Annotated in this window: 19 protein-coding genes; 13 read left to right on the top strand and 6 right to left on the bottom strand. The window is 38.2% G+C overall.

What is annotated here, in order from left to right; genetic code table 11:
• Nucleotides 1-45: 45 nt before the first annotated feature.
• Together HOD97_00980 and HOD97_00975 are read right to left on the bottom strand one after the other, a co-directional pair.
• Nucleotides 46-906, bottom strand: coding sequence for a hypothetical protein (locus HOD97_00980; GenBank protein MBT4280183.1), 861 nt, complete (start codon nt 904-906; stop codon nt 46-48).
• On the bottom strand, nt 893-1,309 hold the full coding sequence (locus tag HOD97_00975) for an Rrf2 family transcriptional regulator (GenBank protein ID MBT4280182.1): 417 nt from the start codon (nt 1,307-1,309) through the stop codon (nt 893-895). The genes HOD97_00980 and HOD97_00975 overlap by 14 nt, the downstream gene beginning before the upstream one ends.
• Nucleotides 1,310-1,881: 572 nt before the next feature.
• On the opposite strand from HOD97_00975, the gene HOD97_00970 reads away from it, so the two are divergent.
• From HOD97_00970 to HOD97_00940, 7 genes are all read left to right on the top strand, one after another.
• A complete protein-coding gene (locus HOD97_00970) occupies nt 1,882-2,478 on the top strand; it encodes a TetR/AcrR family transcriptional regulator (protein MBT4280181.1) in 597 nt (198 codons plus the stop codon).
• An 11-nt stretch (nt 2,479-2,489) separates the two neighbouring features.
• Complete coding sequence (locus tag HOD97_00965; protein ID MBT4280180.1) at nt 2,490-4,271, top strand: acyl-CoA dehydrogenase; 1,782 nt, start codon at nt 2,490-2,492, stop codon at nt 4,269-4,271.
• 9 nt (nt 4,272-4,280) lie between these two features.
• Complete coding sequence (locus HOD97_00960) at nt 4,281-5,408, top strand: thiolase family protein (protein MBT4280179.1); 1,128 nt, start codon at nt 4,281-4,283, stop codon at nt 5,406-5,408.
• Between the two features lie 7 nt (nt 5,409-5,415).
• Nucleotides 5,416-6,069 (top strand): hemolysin III family protein, encoded by a 654-nt coding sequence (locus tag HOD97_00955; protein MBT4280178.1) that lies wholly within the window; start codon nt 5,416-5,418, stop codon nt 6,067-6,069.
• 38 nt (nt 6,070-6,107) lie between these two features.
• Nucleotides 6,108-8,453 carry a 3-hydroxyacyl-CoA dehydrogenase/enoyl-CoA hydratase family protein gene (locus tag HOD97_00950; protein ID MBT4280177.1) on the top strand — a complete coding sequence of 782 codons (2,346 nt, stop codon included), beginning with the start codon at nt 6,108-6,110 and terminating at the stop codon, nt 8,451-8,453.
• 72 nt (nt 8,454-8,525) lie between these two features.
• A complete protein-coding gene (locus HOD97_00945) occupies nt 8,526-9,674 on the top strand; it encodes a Na/Pi symporter (protein ID MBT4280176.1) in 1,149 nt (382 codons plus the stop codon).
• A gap of 3 nt (nt 9,675-9,677) precedes the next feature.
• The gene (locus HOD97_00940; GenBank protein MBT4280175.1) at nt 9,678-10,352 is read left to right on the top strand and encodes a hypothetical protein; all 675 of its coding nucleotides are present in this window, start codon (nt 9,678-9,680) and stop codon (nt 10,350-10,352) included.
• Between the two features lie 54 nt (nt 10,353-10,406).
• Here the strand turns inward: HOD97_00940 and HOD97_00935 are convergent, their stop codons facing one another.
• From HOD97_00935 to HOD97_00920, 4 genes are read right to left on the bottom strand one after another with little or no spacing between them, the layout of a single operon-like run.
• Nucleotides 10,407-11,693 carry a hypothetical protein gene (locus HOD97_00935; protein MBT4280174.1) on the bottom strand — a complete coding sequence of 429 codons (1,287 nt, stop codon included), beginning with the start codon at nt 11,691-11,693 and terminating at the stop codon, nt 10,407-10,409.
• Between the two features lie 33 nt (nt 11,694-11,726).
• On the bottom strand, nt 11,727-12,473 hold the full coding sequence (locus tag HOD97_00930) for an outer membrane lipoprotein-sorting protein (GenBank protein ID MBT4280173.1): 747 nt from the start codon (nt 12,471-12,473) through the stop codon (nt 11,727-11,729).
• 1 nt (nt 12,474) lies between these two features.
• The gene (locus tag HOD97_00925; protein MBT4280172.1) at nt 12,475-14,793 is read right to left on the bottom strand and encodes an MMPL family transporter; all 2,319 of its coding nucleotides are present in this window, start codon (nt 14,791-14,793) and stop codon (nt 12,475-12,477) included.
• Between the two features lie 3 nt (nt 14,794-14,796).
• The gene (locus tag HOD97_00920; GenBank protein ID MBT4280171.1) at nt 14,797-15,420 is read right to left on the bottom strand and encodes a TetR/AcrR family transcriptional regulator; all 624 of its coding nucleotides are present in this window, start codon (nt 15,418-15,420) and stop codon (nt 14,797-14,799) included.
• 116 nt (nt 15,421-15,536) lie between these two features.
• Here HOD97_00920 and HOD97_00915 point away from each other — a divergent pair, with 116 nt between their 5' ends.
• The 6 genes from HOD97_00915 (at nt 15,537) to HOD97_00890 (ending at nt 21,939) form a co-directional block, all read left to right on the top strand.
• A complete protein-coding gene (locus HOD97_00915) occupies nt 15,537-16,157 on the top strand; it encodes a thiamine diphosphokinase (protein ID MBT4280170.1) in 621 nt (206 codons plus the stop codon).
• Nucleotides 16,154-17,548 (top strand): sodium:solute symporter family protein, encoded by a 1,395-nt coding sequence (locus HOD97_00910; protein MBT4280169.1) that lies wholly within the window; start codon nt 16,154-16,156, stop codon nt 17,546-17,548. The genes HOD97_00915 and HOD97_00910 overlap by 4 nt, the downstream gene beginning before the upstream one ends.
• 160 nt (nt 17,549-17,708) lie before the next feature.
• Complete coding sequence (locus tag HOD97_00905) at nt 17,709-18,350, top strand: hypothetical protein (protein MBT4280168.1); 642 nt, start codon at nt 17,709-17,711, stop codon at nt 18,348-18,350.
• A gap of 13 nt (nt 18,351-18,363) precedes the next feature.
• Complete coding sequence (locus HOD97_00900; GenBank protein ID MBT4280167.1) at nt 18,364-18,837, top strand: CYTH domain-containing protein; 474 nt, start codon at nt 18,364-18,366, stop codon at nt 18,835-18,837.
• 109 nt (nt 18,838-18,946) lie between these two features.
• Nucleotides 18,947-20,428: a hypothetical protein gene (locus tag HOD97_00895; protein MBT4280166.1), complete on the top strand. Its 1,482-nt coding sequence runs from the start codon at nt 18,947-18,949 to the stop codon at nt 20,426-20,428.
• Nucleotides 20,428-21,939, top strand: a complete 1,512-nt coding sequence (locus HOD97_00890; GenBank protein ID MBT4280165.1) for a C4-dicarboxylate ABC transporter permease — start codon at nt 20,428-20,430, stop codon at nt 21,937-21,939. Before HOD97_00895 ends, HOD97_00890 begins: the two co-directional genes overlap by 1 nt.
• Nucleotides 21,940-21,959: the final 20 nt, after the last annotated feature.

The following is a 21,959-nucleotide window of genomic DNA, read 5'->3' as shown; positions in this document are numbered from 1 at the left end:
CCGGTCGAAATTTAATAATAAGAGTTTATTATCTGCAATTCCTTTTTATACCTTAATTGGTTTTCTACCTTCAGGTGTCATAACCGTAAGGATTGTTACTACTATAAATGCTGAAAATATGAGCCCCATTTCAAGTGCATATTCTCCTGGATGAATCCAAATTTCTTTGAAGAAATTCCAACGACCTAAAATTTCGATAGCATTCCAAAATATTATAACTGTTGGTATGGCATAGCGTATTGCCGGGGCAATCTTTTGAAATTTTAATAATCGAATTATCAGGTACATTGACCAAATTATCGAGCCATAAAAAACAGAAAACGTTACCCAATGCCTATCACCAAAAATCGAATTATCATAAATCAACAATAATACAATATAAAAAAACCAGGTAACATATATGGTTTCCATGGCGGTAATTGTGGCAAAATTTCTTGATTTATTAGGAGTCGCTTTTCCAATGTTCATAGTAAAATTTCGATGAAACCACCTGAAAAAATGGCAGCGTGTTTCTTTGTTAAAAAAGAAATACAATAGCGAGGCTAACAAAACACCGATCGATGAAGGTAAGATTAAATATTCCGGTTTGGTAACAATTTCACCATTTTCAATTATAGGCTGCACTCCAAGGTGATTAGCATAAAATACAAACGAAAACTCCACCCAGCCGGTCCAAATAAAAAGACCGGCAAAAAGCCCAAGCCAGGTTCCTGTATTTTCCTTCTCATTTTTCGCGCCAATAAATAAGATAACGGATCCTAACAATCCAAGTAATATAGCAGCATTATATTGATGATTTTCTCCAAAAATATTTTCCATTAAAATCATAACTGCATGACCAATGGGCATGGTAAGAAATACAATTAAGAATGCCGAAATTCCTACGAAAGGCTTACGATTTATCATGATTGAGTATTTCCTCATTTAATAGTTGTCTTATACTTCTTTTATAAAACTCATTTGCAAAACTAGTTCGGAAACCTCTACAAACAGAGCAAGGTATTATATCAGTACAATTTTTTTTCCCAATCAAACATTCGTGATATTTTTCACTATAACTGCCCACGCTGGTTACAACATCTTTCACTGTAATTTGATTTGCCGGTCTAGCAAGTTTTATTCCACCATTCCGGCCCCTTTGTGTAAGCAATAGCCTTCTTTTTGCCAATTCATTCGCTATTGTTGCTAAAAAGCTACTCGGCATTCCGCTTTTTAGTGCTATATCATTTACAGTTAAATAATCCTCTTCCGATTGATCCAAATGGATCAACATTTGTAAGGCATATTGTACTTGTTTTGAGTAAGTCATTGTTTATTTATTAATTTGGCAATGTTCTATCAATTATTGAATTCAAATTGTAGGGCATTCCTGTAGAACATTTTGTTATCTCTCCCTGGCTTAATAGATATTCCTTCTGCACCATACTTTTTGCTTTAATAAGCAAATTTTTAAGTTCAATAAATTCATTATGTGATATTTTTGTATAAACACTTTTACCGATCAGTGGAATAATAATATACTCATGAAATATCTTTTTTGGTCTCAATCGTTCGATATATTTTATAAATTTCCAAAACTGACAAGTTTCCAATTCAATGATTGTATTCCCGAACTCTATATGTATCCGAGAGCATTTACTGCATTTGACAACTGATCCGTTTTTGCTTTTGATAATAAATGTACCCATGTATTTATGTCTTTTTGCTTCATATTCCTTATTTCTGATAAGTTTAATATTAATCAATCATTAATAATGCAATTGAGATTCATTCGCAATAGAATATTATGAATTAATTTTACAAGTTGCAAACACTTTTTACATTTTGCTTAGGATAATACGCTATCAGTTCTTAATATTGACTGACCGGTCGGTTTAGTATATGAATATTTCATTACAAACTCAACGCAAGGAACAAATTTTAGGCGCAGCATTGACTGTGCTTGTATCCAATGGCTATGAAAAATCCCGAATGGATGACGTGGTCAAATTATCTAAATTGAGTAAAGGTACACTCTACTGGTATTATAAATCCAAAAAGGAAATGTACTTGGATTTGGTTGATTTCTGGGTTCACAGATATAGCGTTACTCTAAACTATATCGTCGAAGAAGACGCTCCCCCCTCTCAACAGCTTAAAGACCTGTTTCAATATTTTATTGATCAATATGAATCAGATCCACAACCCTTTAAAGCGCTAACAGAATTTTGGTCCATGGCGCAGAAGGAAAATGATTTCCGGGAAAAATTGCAAAAAGTCTATACCAATTTTTTGGAATTAATCGAAGATACTATCAATCGCGGAGTCCAATCTGGGGAATTCAAAAACCTAGATGTGCGCATGACCGCCCTGTCAATCATGGTAAATATTGAATCCATCAACTGGTTCACCCTGTTTGAAGTTCATGGTGTTAGTGCAAAAGAATACATACACACAATCACAGATTTTATTCTTTCCGGGATTCTGAAAAAACATTAGGAGATACTCACATGGAAAATTCAAAAACATCATACAAAACGGGCGGCACTTTCCTAGTTGAGCCCATTACCAATGCAACGGTTTTTTCCAGAGAAAATTTTAGCGATGAACATCGTGAAATTTATGAAATGGTTAAAGAATTTGATAGAGATCGCATCCGAGTCCAAAAAGAAGAAATTGAAAAATTCGATAAAAATTTATCCCTCTCATTGATAAAGGAAATGGGTGAACTTGGACTACTTGGGATTGATATACCGGAGAAATACGGTGGTATAGAACTTGATAAGGTCACAACAGCGATTGTTGCCGAAGCATTAGTTTCCAGTCCATCTTTCGCCACTACTTGGGCTGTTCAAACAGGAATAGGTTCATTGCCAATCGTCTGGTTCGGCACGCCGGAACAAAAAGCAAAGTTCCTACCCAAAGTTGGATCTGGAGAAATTATTTGTGCTTATGGTTTAACGGAGTCGTCGGCAGGTTCGGATGCATTGGCCGGAAAAACATCTGCCGTCCTTACCGATGATGGAGAATATTATGTACTAAACGGTGAAAAGATATTCATTTCTAACGGTGGGTGGGCAGACTTATTTATTGTATTCGCCCAAGTTGATGGAGACAAATTCACGGCGTTTATTGTTGAACGAGAAACCGAAGGATTCACCATAGGCGCAGAAGAGAAAAAAATGGGAATGAAAGGTTCTTCAACAACATCTCTCATTTTTCAAAACGCAAAAATCCCGGTAAATAATCTGTTATATAAAGTTGGAAAAGGTGCAACAATTGCTTTTAATGTGCTAAATATAGGCAGGTTTAAGCTGGGATCCGCAGGAGTTGGAGGTGCCAAAATGGCAATTGAGGTTACCGCTCAGTATGCCCGAGACCGACGCGCTTTTGGGAAACCTATTTCCCAATTTGATGCAATTATTAAAAAGATCGCCGATATGACGGTGCGAACTTTCGCCGCTGATAGTATGCTATACCGCACCATTGGACTCCTTCAAAATGAAATTGATTCTTTGGATAAATCAGACCCGGATTATTATATCCATTTTGGAGAAGCTATGGAACAATATGCCATTGAAACATCTATGGCTAAAGTGTATGGTAGCGAAACCAGCCACTTTGCTGTGAATGAAGGATTACAGGTATTTGGAGGATATGGATTTTTAGAAGAATATCCAATGGCATCTGCATATCGAGATGATCGTATTAATCAAATATGGGAAGGGACCAATGAAATTAATCGTCAGATAATCACCGGGTTTATGATGAAAAAAGCACTAATGGAAGAATTGCCCATCCGAGAAGCAATCACCTCAATCGATAGCTTTTTGACAAACGAGAAACTCGAAATGAATAGCGGGCCTCTTTCGCCGGAGTGCGATACGATTGAAACCGGAAAACGCCTTGCACTCTATATTTTCAACGAAGCTTTGAACAAGTTTGGTCAAGATCTGAAACATGAGCAGCAAATAACAGAAATTTTTGCAGATATTTTTATGGATTTATATACGGCCGAGGCTACTGTTGTAAGAGCGCAAAAAATTATGGAAAATGAAAATCATGATAGAACCGTATGTAGTATTGCAAAAATTTTTACCGCAGAAATGGTATTACGCTTGTTGAATATGTCGCTTACAGCATTAAATGGAATCTACGGAGGACATACAACTCCTGAAGTCATTGATCGATTACGTCATTTCCAAGGGCGGATGTTATTGCCAACAGATATTATCAACTTGAAACGTGAAGTAGCAAAACGAATTTATCAATCTAATCAATACCCATTTTAGGAGTAAATCATGAAAAAGTCAGTCATTATCGACGCAGTAAGATCGCCTATTGGAATCAAAAATGGTCAATTAGTTGGCATACGCCCCGATGACCTAACCGCACAAGTCATCAAAGGCTTAATGGCGCGAAATAAAAAAGTGAATCCGGAAGATGTTGAAGATGTTGTGGTAGGTTGTGCCTTCCCTGAAGGACCACAAGGAATGATTATCGGAAGGTCAGTAGCCATATTGGCTGGAATCCCAAAAGAAGCCGGAGGAAAGGTGGTAAACCGATTTTGCGGTTCAGCCATGGATGCAATTCACCAACTTAGTACAGCTATTGAATGCGGTGATATTGATGTCGGAATGGCCGCTGGTGTAGAAGATATGTTTTCGGTCCCTATGGGCGGTTTTGCCCCAGATTTCCATCCTGAACTCGCAGAACAAGAATTTTACATTGGAATGGGAGAAACTGCAGAAAATCTTGCAAAAGATGGAAATATTTCCCGTGAGGATCAGGATGCTTTTGCCATCGCTTCACACGATAAGACGTTAAAGGCTTATGCTGAAGGAAATTTTGATAATGAATTAATTCCGATTGACGTTTACGGAGAAACCACAGTTGAAAAAGACGAGGGTCCGCGCGAACCGGATGTAGAAAAAATTAAAAGCTTAAACCCGGCATTTATGGAAAATGGAACCGTCACCGCTGCTACAAGCAGTCCTATTTCTATTGGCGCATCGGCAGTGCTCATCACAAGTGAATCCTTTGCGGAAAAAGCAGGGCTTACTCCTAGGGCGGAAATTGTAGCTAGAGCCATTGCAGGAGTAGATTGGACGCGCATGGGCGCCGGTCCCCTTCCGGCTACAGAAAAGGTTTTGAGCAATGTCGGTATGACTATGGACGATATTGAAACCATCGAATTAAATGAAGCATTTGCAGCCCAATCTCTTTATGTGATCCGTGAAGGCGGATGGGACATTAATAAAATTAACCTTAATGGAGGAGCCATTGCTTTGGGACATCCTTTGGGTTGTTCAGGTGCTCGCATAATTACTACACTAATCAATGTCATGGAACAAAATGATACTCATGTCGGTCTTGCGACTATGTGCATCGGCAGTGGCCAAGGTATTGCAACAATCATTAAACGATAATAAAAGCATGATCAAATATTTAAAAGATCCTATGAGCGGGTTAACTCATTTCATTGGTGCAATCCTGTCGGTTGTCGCTTTGATATTGTTGATTTTAAAAGCTGTTAATCCGATAGATCCATGGAAATTAGTTTCTTTTTCAGTGTTTGGTGCCGGATTATTTTTAGTCTACACGGCAAGTACCCTATATCATTGGATTCCCGTATCCGGACGGGCTGAATCCATCCTAAAGCGATTGGATCACATGATGATTTATGTTTTAATCGCTGCCACTTACACACCCATTTGTCTTATTCCCTTACGAGGACCTTGGGGATGGAGTTTGTTTGGTATTATTTGGGGATTAGCCACATTTGGAATCTTTTGGAAATTATTTCAATTCAAATTTCCGGAATGGTTTTCTACCGTTTATTATGTCTTTATGGGGTGGTTAGCGATTATAGCGATTTGGCCTCTTTTTACACGCCTTCAAGTTGGTGCTTTAATATGGTTATTTCTGGGTGGAATTTTCTATTCCGTTGGAGTCCTATTTTATACTTTTGATCGACACCAGTCGCCACGCAAAGGGTTCGGATATCATGAAATTTGGCACGTGATGGTTTTAGCAGGGAGCTTCAGCCATTTTTGGGTCATGTATCATTATGTAACACAATTTGTTTAGTATGAAAAATATAAATCCTAAAAAGAATTGAGGAAATTATGAGTCATCATATAGAAAAAGTAGCTGTTCTGGGTGCAGGTGTTATGGGGTCGCAAATTGCCGGACATTTGGCAAATGCCGGAATTCCATCTTTCCTTTTTGATATCAACCAGAATTTGTCCGAAAAAGGAATTGAAACATTAACTAAACTGAAACCGGCACCGCTTTTTAAACCAAAGAATGTAGAATTAATTACGCCCTGCAATTACGATAATCATATAGAGAAAATTAATGAAGTAGATTGGGTTTTGGAGGCCGTTTCTGAACGTCTGGACATCAAGCATTCGGTTTACAAAAATATTACACCTCAATTAAAGTCTACGGCGATTGTTACCTCCAATACTTCCGGAATTCCACTGCTAGAATTAATCACTGTTTTTCCTAATGATGTCAAATCCCGTTTCATGATAACTCATTTTTTCAATCCACCCCGATATATGCATTTATTAGAATTAGTGAGAAGTGAATTCACATCAGAAAATGTCTATAATTCAATGGCAGAATTCGGTGAAGATGTAATGGGCAAAGGGATCGTCCATGCAAAAGATACACCGAATTTCATTGGGAATAGAATCGGTGTTTTCAACATGGGTGTAACTATTCATACTGCCTTACAACAAGGCTTGACAGTTGAAGAGGTGGATAAACTAACCGGTACTATTGTCGGCCGCCCCAAAAGTGCCACATTCCGAACAGCTGACGTAGTTGGCTTGGACACAATGGCGCATGTAACAAATACAACGTACGAAAAAGTAGTGGATGACAATGAAAGAGAGATTTTTAAAATCCCTGAAATTCTTCAAACCCTTGTAGACGATGGCCGATTGGGTCAAAAAACAAAAGCTGGTTTTTACAAAAAAACTGACGAAGGAATTTTATCAATTGACCTTAAAACAGGTGAATATAGCCCACAAAAAAGAGTCCGATTTGATGGCTTTCGATTGGCGAAAGACCACACTGTTACAGGCGGAAAAATTAAAGCACTAGCTTTTAGTGAAGATAAAGCCGGAAAGTTTTTCTGGGAAACATTGGCAAGAGGTTTGATTTATAGCGCCAATCGCATCCCGGAAATCAGTGATGATATTGTCAATATTGACAATGCCATAAAGTGGGGTTTTGGCTGGGAACTAGGTCCCTTTGAGGGTTGGGATGCCATCGGTGTTCAGGATTCCGTTGACAAAATGCAGGCAGAAAAAAGAGACGTTCCAAAATGGATCTTGGATATGTTGGCTAGCGGAAGAACCTGTTTTTACGAAACGAAAGATGGTGTTAAAACGTACTGGGATGTTTTATCAGGAAAAGCAATTCCAATACCTACTGCTGAAAAGGAAATCAATCTTAATCTGCGAAAATCCGGCGGAAACTTGATAAAACAAAACTGGAGTGCTAGCCTGATTGATCTGGGCGAGGGAGTATTAAATGTAGAATTCCATTCTATTCTACAACCAACTCTAAATCCAATTGACGGTTCGCTTGCTATGACTATCAATGAAGGAATGGATCTTCTAGAAGCAGGTAAATTCAAGGCTATGGTTATTGGACATACCAATCAGAATTTTTGTGCGGGGGCAAATCTGGCCAGTATTCTTGAAGTATGTGAAGCAAAAGAGTGGGATACATTAGAAGGTGTTGTAAAAGATCTTCAAGACTTAACTCAACGTATTCGTTTTTCCAAGGCACCGGTTGTGGCAGCGCCCTTTAACTTGGCCTTAGGTGGCGGTTTTGAACTCATTGGACCTGCCGCACATCGAGTGGCTGCAGCTGAATTGTATGTAGGTCTCGTCGAAGTTGGCGTAGGGTTAATACCTGGTGCTGGTGGAAACCTGCGACTGCTTTTAAATATGATGGAAAACGGCGGAAAAAGCCGAATAAATACTTTTCAAATCGCCCAAAAGGCATTTGAAACCATTGGGTTTGCTAAGGTGGCAACAAGTGCGGATGAAGCAAAATATATCGGCTATTTATTGAAGACAGACACGATTGTTCTCAATAACGATCACCGCATTTGGAAAGCCAAACAAAAAGCTCTCGAACTGGCAAAAGGATATGAACCACCGCAATACAGGGATGATTTGAAATTACCGGGAACCGGTGGACGAACCGCCATGGCTATAGCACTAAAAGGATTTAAAGCGCAGGGGAAAATATCCGATCATGATGAATTCATTGCTAAAAAATTAGCGTATGTCCTTACCGGTGGCGATAAGGGCGGACTGACAAAAGCAGTTGATGAACAATATCTATTGGATATAGAGCGGGAAGCATTTGTTTCTTTAGCCGGGGAAAAACTGACCCAAAATCGTATTCGATTTATGTTAAAAAAGGGGAAGCCACTTCGGAATTAATACCTTTAAAATTTATTTACGCACTTTTTACTGATATTTCTCTTTAATCTCTCAGTCTAAATTCATTCTTTTATGGATAAAATTCGAGAGCTGAAAACAACTTCGCGCTGGATTGACTGGGCTAAAACACTTACAATCTTTGCTATTCTCTATTGCTTTTTAGTTTCAATTGGTATGATTGGCTCAGCCTTTAAGGGCCTTGGAGGAGGCTTTGCCAAAGAATTGATCCAGAGTGAGGCAGGACCGCTCATTGGTTTATTCATCGGAATCCTTGTTACTAGCTTGGTTCAAAGTTCATCTACAACCACATCCCTCGTTGTTGGCATGGTTGCCGCAGGTACCTTCGGGCAAGATCCGAAAATCGCCGTTGCTGCGGCGATTCCATATATTATGGGAGCAAACATCGGAACTAGCATTACGAACACTATTGTTGCTCTAGGACATATTGTAAACAAAAATGAATTCCGCCGCGCTTTCGCCGCCTCTATTATCCATGATTTTTTCAATGTAATTGCAGTAATAATTCTGTTTCCGCTTCAACTTAAGTTTGGTTTTATCAGCAAAAGCGCAAATTGGTTGGCAGAAATGGTGGTAGGTTCTGGGACTCTCACTTTTAAAAGTCCTGTAAAAATGGTCACAAAACCTACAGTGAGTGCCATTGAGGACTTTTTTAAACTGCAGAATATTATGGATTACAACTGGCTGTTGCTGATTGTGGCATTTGGCATTCTATTCTTTTCCCTCAAATATCTGACAAAATTAATTCGAAGTCTGATTATGGAACGATTGGAAGCTTTCTTTGACACACATATTTTTAAGACAGCAGCGCGGGCGATGTTTTTTGGAGTATTCATCACAATTATGGTACAAAGCAGTTCCATTACCACTTCTCTAATCATTCCGCTGGCAGGTGCGGGTGTACTTCATCTTAGACAGATTTTCCCCTATACACTTGGAGCAAATATCGGAACAACCGTCACTGCGCTTTTGGCTAGCTTAGTTTCAGGGACACTTGCGCCCTTAGCCGTTGCTTTTGGGCATCTTGTGTTTAATATTTACGGAATTCTAATTATTTGGCCCGTTAAAAAAATTCGGGATATTCCCTTAAGGCTTTCGCAGTGGTTTGCGGAATTGGCTATTCAAAACAGAATTATTCCAATCATTTACATTTTGGTAGTGTTTTTCATCATCCCCTTGGGGTTAATTTTCTTAGTGAGGTAAATCATGACAATATTCAGAGACGTCATCAACTTATGGAAAAAAGAAGATCTGCTTTCTCAAGCATGGAACCAGTCTTTCGAAATGCTGGGACTTTCGCATGAAATTTTCCAGCAGGCGGTACAATATCTTCGTAGCGGCGAAAACATAGATACACTGAAAGCGCTTAAAAAGCGCGACCAGGAAATCAATGAATTCCAGAGAGAAGTCCGGCGGAAAGTGCTAACTCACTATGCTGTAGATCAAAACACAACCGATATGGCTGATGGATTAATTTTAATCAACATGGTGGTGGATATTGAGCGGATCGGCGATTATTGTAAAAATATTCTAGACCTTGCCATCAATCATTCATCCTCAATTGTCGCCGAAGAAGTTTCGGATGATCTCAAAATGATTGAGAATGAAGTACAGAAACGATTTCAAAAAACATTGCAGGCATTAACTACACAGGATGCAGATATTGCTGTATCGCTCAAGGATGGCTATCGTGAACAAATGGCAGGTAAATCAGATAATATCGTAAATGGTGTGTTGAGAGGTGAACTGGAATTTGGCAGGCATTCTAGGACTGCCGCAATTACACTTTACGCACGTTACTTAAAGCGAATCGGCGCTCACCTAAAAAATATTACCACAACTTTGGTAAACCCATTCGACGCCATCGGTTATAAAGAGTAGCCGTCCGCATCGCCTATTAACTAAAATAAATTTATCAGAAGTAGATAATATAAGCTAAAAGTTATACTCCAATGACACTTGGACATGTGAAAAATCTTCCAGGTCGTTGAAACTATCCTCAAGTTCGTCTTCATTTCCGAAAAATTGGGTAAGACCAAATTGAACCTTCCAGGTCTTAACAAGTGAATATTCAATTATTCCACCCAAAAAATAACTGTTCATTTCAAGATTGTAAAAGGTGCTCCCACTCAACTCAAGATCATCATCCATGAATGATCGTGAAAGTGCAAACATTAGCCCTTGGTCCGCTAACATGGCAAAGGGTGTTCCCATCCCAGGCGAGAAATTGTCTTCATCCAATTCCAATGGAATATTAGTTGTTAGATTAATTGTGGTCCCATTCGCCCAAAATACTTCATTCCCGATAAACTGGGTTGAGACAGAAATGTCAGATGGAAGTGTAAATTCGACCTGCACCACATACTGGATGTATTCCGCCTCCGCATCCATTACATGAGTATAATTCGCATTTAAATCATTCCATGTTTTGAAAAACGCCGTTTCGCCGCGAAAGGTGATACCACGAAAAAAGGTGACTCCGTCAAGCCCCAGCATCCGCGTTTTTCGGTAACCAAAATGTGGGTCGTACACCGGTATTATTTCCCAATCTAATTCTGTCATACCAAACAATGAAAAAGATCGATCCCGAGCTTCCAGGGTACTGATGGAAATATCAGCATTATCAAGGTTAATCTGCCACCTTGCACCAAACTCCAGCTGCTGACCAATTTCCACGTACTCTTCAGGTTCGAATGGTGGTTTGATCGGAAAATCTTTTTCACCAAACGTCATGCGGTTTGAATGATGTTCGGGAATTACTACTGCTTCAAGATTCCACCAATCTGAATAATATTTCACGCTGGCTGAAAGTACACCGATCTTACGGTCTGTGCCGGGCAAGAACATGAAATAATAATCATACGGATTCAAGTTATCAGTCGGATTATTTCCATCCACCGATCCCCAAGCATGAATCTGTTTCCCGAATCTGACTTCACCCCAACTTGGAAACCACATTAAATAAGCTTCACGCACGTCCGGCGTTAATTCAGAGTTGACCCAGCGGGCCTCCAAGGCTGTATTTGTAATCAGGTCTATACCACCTCTGGAATATCTCAATTGGTATTCAATCAACCTGAATGGAAGTGAAATTTCCGATTGATCCGATAATCGAATCATCGTGGATGGTGTAATTTTTCCGGAATAACTGATTTGTCCGGATAGTGAATTAACCGATAATATCAAAAAAAACAATGGTAATCTAAAAATGGTTTTTATCATTATTCTTTTGGTTTAGAATTATTCCTAACAAAATTAATCTCTAGGTAATCGTTTCAAATTCTTTTCCTGAAAAAGCTTATCTTGAATTTCAGAATCAACTTTAATATCAAGAAATGTTACTTCCGTAGAATGATTTTTTTGGACATTTTTTACAAACACTCTATCAATGATATAATAATCTTTCAATTTTTGAAATGTGAATTCTTTTTCTTTGACCAATTCACCTCGTTTGTCGAAAGATTCTTCTTTAACACCAAAAATTCCTTCCTTAGCAATCCATGATATATGTTTGGTATAACTGGACTTTGCCTCTTTTTTGGGAATGATTTCCAAAACAAAGCAATCTACATCGTTTACTATTTCGTCAGGGAGACGACGATATGAATTTTCATGTATATCTCGGCTAGTTAAATCTTCAAAACTCATATCGGACCCCATAAAAGAATCACCTTTTTTCGATGAAGCAATTCGCCTGATTTTGTTAAATGCAGGAAGCCACATTCGCATTTCGTCATCTTTCTCCTCATGCTCTATTTTTAAAAACGCTACTCCTCTATCATCTTTGGGTTCTACAAACCAAATGATTTGTTTTTTATTTCCGTCCATGGATTTGGAAATCATTTCATTTGTATGTGACTTCCCTTTAGAATTCGTTAACACCATTTTTGTTCTGTTTGACATATCTTTTGGAGTCGGTTTATCCTCTAACATTTTTGCAATATCTATTCCGGTTTGTCCAAACAATATTGATGCAAATGCAAATATTATTATTCTTTTCATGTCAGTGTCCTTTTTCTATCAATTTATTCTTTAATATTTCTGCCAGCGCAGATAAAACAGTGAGCGTTCCCAGCGATGTGGATACCATAGCAAATACCATGAGTCCACCGATATATTGAATTGGTAAAAATGCGGAAAATAATAATGCGCCAAAGCCCATATTTGATCCTGCATCCAAAAGGATGGGATAACCCACATCGTCAACCACTTCACGGCTTAATTTAGACTCGTCTATGGTACGTGATAATCGACGAAATTGCGCAATATAATGAATAGCAAAATCCACTCCGACACCAATAATTATAGATGATAAAATTGCAGTAATATGTGATAACTCAACTCCAAAATACCCCATAAATCCAAAATTGATTATAACTGCAGATGTTAAAGGAATTACAGCTAATAGTCCCCACAATCCACGCTTGAAAAAATACCCTGCAATTACGCCGATCACTAACAAAGAGAAAATGATACTAAAAAGTGATGATTTTACCACTAAAATGACTAAATCTCGAAAAACTACAATCATCCCTGTGACTGTCGTTTCAATGTTCGGACCGAATTTTTGGTCAATAAATTGACTTAATTCTGTGACGAAGGAAAAAATTTCATCCGTGGACATTACCTTACTCATAGAAGTAATTAATCCTACTTCATAATCATAGTCCACCATACCTGAGAAATCATCAATATCTCCGGACATGGAATACAACGTGAATAAATTATTCACTTTATCGCGTGTATCCGGGATAGTTTCATATTCCGGGTTGTCATCCATGACCGTCCGATGCATCTGTTCCACCACATTTGCTATTGAGTAACTCGTAAGTATTTTTGGATGACTTTTCATATAATCCTGAACGTGAATCATGTGAGATAAGATCTCGGGTTCCTTCATATCGCCTTCAAGTCTAACGCGAATATCCACAGTACCGCTCATTTCGTTATCCATAAAATCAAGACTATTTCGAATTTCTGTCCCGGGTTTAAAAAAGTTAGAGATATTCGCATCAACAGTCACTTTCAATAATCCCATCAAACCAATTAGAACAAAAAAAGCTCCAACAGAAAAAACATATTTGGGGTGAGTCAATACAATTTTTCCCAATTTATCAATGATTTTTTCAAATACGCTTGGTTTTGCGATTGCGTTTGAATCCACATTCCAGCGCTTAAGACTTATAACGGCCGGCAACATCAAAGAGCTTAAAAACCACGCCCACAAAATTCCACATCCTATAGAAATACCATAACCAATCATAGGTTCTAAAGGAGATGAAATCATCGTCAAAAATGCTGCAATGGTTGTTATGCTAGTGAGAAATATCGGGATCAATAAAGAATCCATTGTTGAAGCGATAGAGGACCTAACTTCTTTTTTCTGTCTTAATTCCTTAAAAAATTTCGTAATAACATGAACACCATCTGAATTAGCGATCGTTAGTAAAATAATAGGCATCGATGTATTCGCCATGGTAAACAAAAATCTTTCTGATCCTGTCATTTTAAAAATCCAACCCATAAAACCCATCATAGACAAAAGGGATAAACCTATTACCATCAATACCATGGCAACACCGGGAACACTTCGCAAATTTAATAGAAGAATAAAAACCATAATTAAAATGCCTGCCTTCATTAGGCTTTCAACATCTTCACGAATCAATGTTGGCATGGTTCCTGTAATGTAGGCTTGTCCACCATAATGAATTTCAAAATCCTGCAAAATGGGATTCGTAATTTTAACAACTTCATTTCTAAATGAATCCATACCTTCGCTATTATAAGGTTGTGCTAGAATTAAAAAATAATCTTCATTTTCACTAATAAACCGTTTTTTAATGGTTGAATTCCTGCTCAGATAATTTTGAATACTTTCAATATCATTTTCCGTTAAACTTCTCTCAATTTGAAGATCACCCACTTCCATAAATCCATCTACATTATCCATTCGGACGGAATTTGAAATACACAGTACTTCTTCCACCCTATTTGAAGCTTCAAGTCCCTCCATCAAATCCCAAAGTGCTTCGAAAGCTTTTGGATTGAATATGGATTTTCCTTTCTTGCCAAATGCGATAAATATCACATCGGTACTTCCAAATTCTTCCTGAACAGCATCCCAAGCAATTCTGGAATCCATATTCTTGGGAAGAATTTTCATTATATCATCATCGATAGTAAAAAATCGGATGCCCGATCCCATTATAATGGTGGCAATTAATGATAATATAATTGTCCGCCAAGAATGTTCTATACTTTGCATAATAAACCATCTGCGAATAGGGTGGTCGGAATATTTAAGGTGATTTCTATTCATTTTTTATTCTTTATCACAATTAAATAATTCATTCGTGTATTTAATCCCATCTTCCGTAAAAAGTCCGCCGGTTACCATTTTCAAAAAATTGTGAATGGTGTCAGATGGTGTCAAATTGTTTTTAAGAAAAAATTCCGGTTGAAATGTTGAATTAATAATATTCATATATAATGTCGATATGATCTGAATATCTACATCTTCTCTTACAAATCCTTGTTTTTGGGCTTTCGATAAAATTTCATGAAAATCATCCCTTCGAGCCAATCGAAATGATTCCATTTTTTTCCAAACACGTGGAAACCGACTTTTTAAATCAGCGAGCCTTTCAATGGATATATTGGATACATGTCCCATAATAAATTCCATTACCTTTACAAATTGGATGACAGGATTTGGTTCTGTTGCAATAAGTCGTTTTAATTTCTTCTCAATTAATTCAAGAAAAAACCCTACGCTTTTATCCACTAAATCTTCTTTTGTTGGGAAAAACTTATAAATTGTTTTTTTACTCATCCCCAATTTCCGAGAAAGAGAATCAACGGTAAAAGAACGTACGCCATCTCGCGTCAAAGCTTCAAAACTTTGTTCAAGGATATATTCTGCTTGCTGTTCTTGGGGACTATTCATTGGAAACGTATTTCGTGTATTTCGTTTCCGAGTTTAAAATATATCTTGAATATACTGCAAATCCTTTTTTATGATTTCATTCCTGAAATCTCATAACTTACCAGCCCTACACGACTATGAAAAATTCATTTAATCATCCGGTTGTCATTCTCGCGAATGGTGCATTTCCAACCCACGCCATCCCGTTAAGTATTATTGATAACGCTTGTACATTAATTTGTACCGATGGTAGCGCAGACATCATTTTACGATCAGGGAATCAACCACACGTGATCATTGGTGATCAAGATTCAACACAATTTACCCCAGACTCTTTCCAAGGATTGTGGATTCCTGTACAGAATCAAGATAAAACCGATCTGCATAAAGCTCTCGATTGGTGCAACCTTAACCATATAGATGCATTAACAATCGTCGGAGCAACGGGAAAACGAGAGGATCATAGTTTAGCGAATATCAATTTGATTCAACCATTCAGCGCAAAAATTAACCTCTCAATCGTCACTGATTTTTTTACCATTACCTGTCACAAAGGGGCTCAATCTTTTTCATCCTTTAAAGGACAGATTGTATCCCTATTTGGGTCTGGAACAATTTCAACCTATAATCTAACATTTGAATTATCCGACAAAACAATTCAGAATGAATCCCATGGAGTCAGCAACGAATCTCTAGGTAAAAGTTTTAAGGTAAAATCATCTGAGCCGGTTTTAGTTTTCCGATCTCACCCCGAATGAAAGGGACACTTCATCTTTTAGACTGGGTAGTGATTTTGGCATATGTTATTGCATTAATAACATTGGGGGTATTTCGGAGTAAAAATAGTCGCAAATCACCCGAAGAATACATTCTTGCCGGAAGGCGATTATCTTTGCCCGGTTTTGTAGTAACTTTGGTTGCAACGTGGTATGGTGGAATCCTGGGAATTGGTGAAAATACGTATTTGAATGGAGTACAAACGTGGTTCATCTTTGGGTTGCCTTATTACTTTTTCGCCATATTATTCTCGCTTTTTTTATCCTCTAAAATTCATGCAGAAAAACGCCTATCAATCCCGGATCATTTTCATCATCATTATGGACGAAATGCAGGACTTATTAGTGCCGTATTTATTCTGATTTTAGCAAGTCCTGCACCTTATATACTGAGCCTAGGAATTTTGGTGCAGTATTTTTCTGGGATACCATTTGAATGGGCACTCATTTCAGCTGCTTCCATCAGCATGATTTACATTTGGTATGGCGGTTTTGGCGCAGTCGTTCGCACTGATTATCTTCAAATGGCGCTCATGTTTTTTGGATTTGGGTTTCTACTTTTATTTGCTTGGCATGAATTGGGTTCGCCGATCCAAATGTTCTCAACAATTCCTACAAAACATTTAAATCCACAAGGTGGCATGGGAATAACTTACATTTTAGTTTGGTTTTTTATTGCTCTATGGACGTTTATTGACCCGGGATTTCATCAGAGAACTTCCGCTGCTAAAAATTCAAAAACTGCCAGAAATGGCATTCTAATTGCAGTGGCATTTTGGTTCATTTTTGATATGCTTACATTGTTCACCGGTCTGTACGCACGCTCCCTAATTATAACATCAGAACCCATGTTTGTCTATCCCATGCTGGCTTCAAAAATCCTTCCGCCATTTTTATTTGGAATTTTTTTGACGGGATTGCTGGCAACCATTATGTCCACCATCGATTCGCTGGGCTTGATTAGCGCAGTAACGTTCGGTAGAGATATTCTATGGCGGATTAATCCACCGCAAGATACCTCAGAAAAAGCTAAAGATAATTCTGCCCTAGAGTTCACAAGAAGCAGTTTAATTGTCATCGGATTTATCGCAATTATTCTTGCTCTAAGTATTCCATCTGTAGTGCAACTTTGGTATGTGATTGGCTCTATAACCGTACCGGGTATTCTTCTGCCATTTTTACTAACATTTACAAAAATTAAGTTAAATAAAAATCATATTATTATGTCAATGCTTGTGCCAGTTCTATTCTCGATATTTTGGTTTATTGTCGGCAATTTATTAGGGGATTACCCCTTTGGGATTGAACCTTTTTATCCTGGTTTGGCTGCATCACTCATTCTGATATTTTTTCAATACCATTTTCATAAATAAAGTCAAAATTCGACCAAGATTACTAATGGTTTAAATTTCAATTCAGTTGTATATTTTTTAACTATTCTGTTGAAATAAAAAACAATACTGGTTAAAATAAGACTTGTATATCTACTTATAACTGCAAATTCGAAATAATTAACTAAACTGAGGAATAAATATGTCTAAAGAAAAAATGAAAGTTGGGGAAATATCCAAACCCAGATTTGAGTTTAGAGCATTTGGTCAGAATTTCATCAAACAAGCAAAACGGATGTCCAGATTATCTGTACCAATTCCGGAAAAACTTTGGGTTCGCAACTCACCCGAGACCTATATCATGTCACGAACAAATGATATAAATAATACAAAAATTCGTGACGGGAAAATGGATATCAAAACCTATGTTCAAACAGTAGATGGACTGGAGCAATGGAATCCACTAACAAAAACAGAATTTCCCGTTACCGTTGATTTTTTGAAAAGTGATATTTTCCCTGCATTCCAAGTTGAGATTCCAACTTTCGACAAGACTGAATACACGCACGATGAATTCCTGGCGATGGTAAAAAGTCATCCAGATTTGCAAGCCGTCAGTGTTATTAAAGAACGATTTGGCTACATGGTGAATGACACAATTTGCGAAGTAGGAAATGTGAAAATCAACGGTGCAAAAGTCATGTCTATCAATTCTGAATCAACCGAACTGGATGATATTAAAAAAACTATGTCAGACGTTGGACTCGACGGTATCGAAAACATCAATTACCTTCAGGCAATCAAGCGTGTCATCGGCTGGATTGACAAACCATTAGCAAATTAATAGAGGATAAATTATGGCGAATGAAATTGAAAGAAAGTTTTTAATCACATCATTACCCGACGGCATGAGCGGAACCACTATGCGACAAGGCTATTTACAGCCGGAAAAAGAACGAGCTGTCCGAATTCGAACTGTTGAAAAAGACGGATCAAAAAAAGGGGTTCTGACCATCAAAGGAATGGGGAGCGCAAGTGGAATGAGTCGTTATGAATTCGAAACGGAAATCCCCGTTCCGGATGCAGACCATCTACTCTCTCTTTGCGATCAACCACTCATTGAAAAAACACGGTATAAATATGAACATGGCGGATTGATTTGGGAAGTGGATGAATTTCACGGCGTAAACGACGGCTTGGTTGTAGCAGAGGTCGAATTGGAAAGTGAAGAACAGGAATTCGACAAGCCGGATTTTATTGGTGAAGAAGTCACGGGGCAAACAAAATATTACAACATGATGCTGCTGAAAAATCCCTATACAACATGGTAAAAATAATGAATTAGTAGATTGATGGATAATCAATAATCTATTCGTCCAGCAATACAAATATTTCAGCAAAGGAACTATTTTTGAAAAAAAATCATCATTTTTACCATTTATGTTTAATCGTGTCATTTATATATTAGTTTTCAGCTTATTGATTTTCAGTTTTGTATCAGCTGAATATCCAAATAAACCCGTAAAAATCATCGTCCACACAAAACCCGGCGGCGCTGTGGACTTGATGGCACGGCAATTCGCTCAAATTGCAGGACAAATCTCTGACCAATCTTTTGTGGTAGTAAATAAACCGGGCGGTTCCGGATTACTTGCTTTGGCAAATGTATATAATGAAAAAGCTGACGGATATTCAATCCTCGCCTTCCCTGCTGCTTACCTTGCTCCAATCCAAACCACCGATATCGGTTTCGGCTTAGACGATTTTGATTATCTTGCCTGTCTCACCATTTCACCCGAAGCGATCATCACCAATAAACATTCTGATATTAAAACTTTGGATCAAATTTTAGCACATGCTAAAGCCAGTCCAAATGAACAGAAATGGTGCGGCCCCGGAAGCGGTTCATTAGATCACCTGATGGCAGTGAAAATATGGGATAAGGCAGGAATCAGTGCGAAATGGATTCCTTACGGTGGTGGAGGTCCTGCCATTGCGTCCGTGATGGGAAAACATAATCATGTGTACGTGGGAAATCCTGAAGATATTATTGGGCGTACCGAAAATTTAACAATTGCTGCAATCGCGAGTCCAGAAAGGCATCCAACTTTTCCTGATGCACCCACATTTAAAGAATATGGAATTGACCTAACAACCGATGTGATGTGGCGTGGTTTCGCCGTTAAAAAAGGGACAGATCCGCAAATTATATCTTATCTCGAAGAATTATTGGGAAAAGTCAGCAACGATCCCGCTTGGAAACAATTTATTCAAACCACCGGGGTTCAAAGTGTTTTTATCAAAAATAGAGCTTTCAAAAACATGGTTACTCAAGATGCAGAATCAGCAAAATCGTATTTAACAAAAGCGGGGTTTTCCGTTGGAAAAGAGCCTCAAACAGCCCCGATGCCAATTCTCTTTTTTATAGCAACCATTGTTATTATTTCATCAATCATTTATTTTTATACACAAAAAAAAGAAATTGAAAAATCAAATGTTCCCTTCATCGCTGGTATTGGTCTTTCAATCGCAATCTCTTTCACATATATCAGTCAATATTTCCCAAATCCTCGTACAGGAACATCCGTAGGTGCTGCAACCGTGCCACAAGTTTGGGCGCTCTTTTTAGCAATTGTTTCGTTATTAATTTTAACCCAATTGAAATCTATATCAAAAAAACCAAAACCCGGGCAAGTTCGGTTGGTATTGACATTAACAAGCATCCTGATTGGGTATGTTATCATTATTCCATTTATCGGATTTTTACCTGCAACCGCTTTCATGCTGATTGCCGGAATGATGGTTCTCAAGCACAAAGAAATGAAAACGATATTATTAACAAGTGCTGTCGTTATTTTATTTATGTATGGCATTTTTTATAAAGTACTTCAAGTTCCATTGCCAGCGGGGAATTTATTCTAATGGAATTATTAGCAAATCTTCTTTCCGGATTTTCTGCCCTTTTAGGAACAGAAACAATTCCATGGTGGCAGCCGGGCACCGTCATAATGATTGGGATTACTATCGGAATTTTTGTAGGTGTTATGCCGGGACTTTCTGCTTCCACTGGACTTGCACTCATGGTCCCATTTACGTTTGGTATGGATCCTCTAATTGCGATTGTATTCCTCGTCTCGATTTATACGTCTTGTGCCTACGGCGGAACAATCACAGCCATTGCAATTAATACGCCGGGAACGCCTGCCGCAGTGGCCGTTGCTATGGATGGTTATGCGCTAACTCAACAGGGTCAACCGGGCAGAGCACTTGGCACAAGTTTGCTTGCCAATGTTATGGGTGGGATTACCGGTTCGCTCATTTTGATTTTCTTTTCCTTTCCAATTTCAAAAATAGCATTAAAATTTGGACCTCCGGCTTTCTTTTCACTTGCTATTTTCGGGCTCACAATTGTGGCATCTATGGAATCAAAGAATCGGACAAAAGCATTTTTTAGTACTGCATTAGGTTTATTATTTATGACCGTTGGGTTAGACATTATAAATGCTCATCCTCGATTTACTTTTGGGCGCACAGAGCTTTTTGACGGATTTTCTTTTATTCCGGCTCTCATTGGTCTTTTTGCTCTTGGGGAAATTTTTTTGAATATTGAAAAAGACACCGGTATAAAAACAGCCGTAAAAACATTCTCAAGCAAATTACCAAAGATTAGTGAAATATGGGCAATTCGTAAAAATATATTTAAAGGTGGAGCGATCGGAGCATTGGTTGGAGCAGTCCCCGGTGCAGGTGCAACCATCGCGGCATTTGTGGCCTATGGCGAAGCAAAAAGAACCAGCAAAGACCCTGATAAATTTGGAACTGGCTCATTGGAAGGAATTGCGGCACCATCGGCAGCTGCCGGAGCAAGTGAAGGCGGTGCGCTTGTGCCATTATTAACATTGGGAATCCCCGGTTCTGCGGCAACCGCTGTCATGATCGGTGCGCTTACACTTCATAATATCACTCCCGGACCGGAATTATTTAGCAACAACGCTCAATTGGTTTACGCGTTATTTGCGAGCCTTCCGCTTGGAATTGGTTTCATGCTCATCATTGGATATTTGGGCACAAAGATTTGGGTGAAACTTATTGCAGCGCCCAAGGCCATTTTACTTCCGGTTATCATCGCCATTGCCTTCATTGGAAGCTATGCGGTAAAAAATACCATGTTTGATGTGTATGTCTGTTTAGCGTTTGGTATTTTAGGATGGATTTTACGAAGGAATAGCTTTCCCACCGCTCCCATGGTTCTTGCTATGATTCTCGGAAAAATGGCTGAAACAAATTTTAGACAAGCATTATTGGCTGAAGATTCTTGGACAATATTTTTTACAAATCCCTTAAGTTTGGGCTTACTAATTCTTGCTTTTTTATCTCTTTTTATTCCTCTTTACAAAGAGCGAAAAATGAAAAAAATCAAATCGAATATATAACTGTAATGATAGGAACCTCT

The sequence above is a fragment of the Candidatus Neomarinimicrobiota bacterium genome (assembly GCA_018651745.1).
Lineage (GTDB): Bacteria > Fidelibacterota > Marinisomatia > Marinisomatales > TCS55 > JAAZYX01.
Note: the sequence above shows the minus strand (reverse complement) of the source record. Positions and strands in the feature narration are given on the sequence as shown.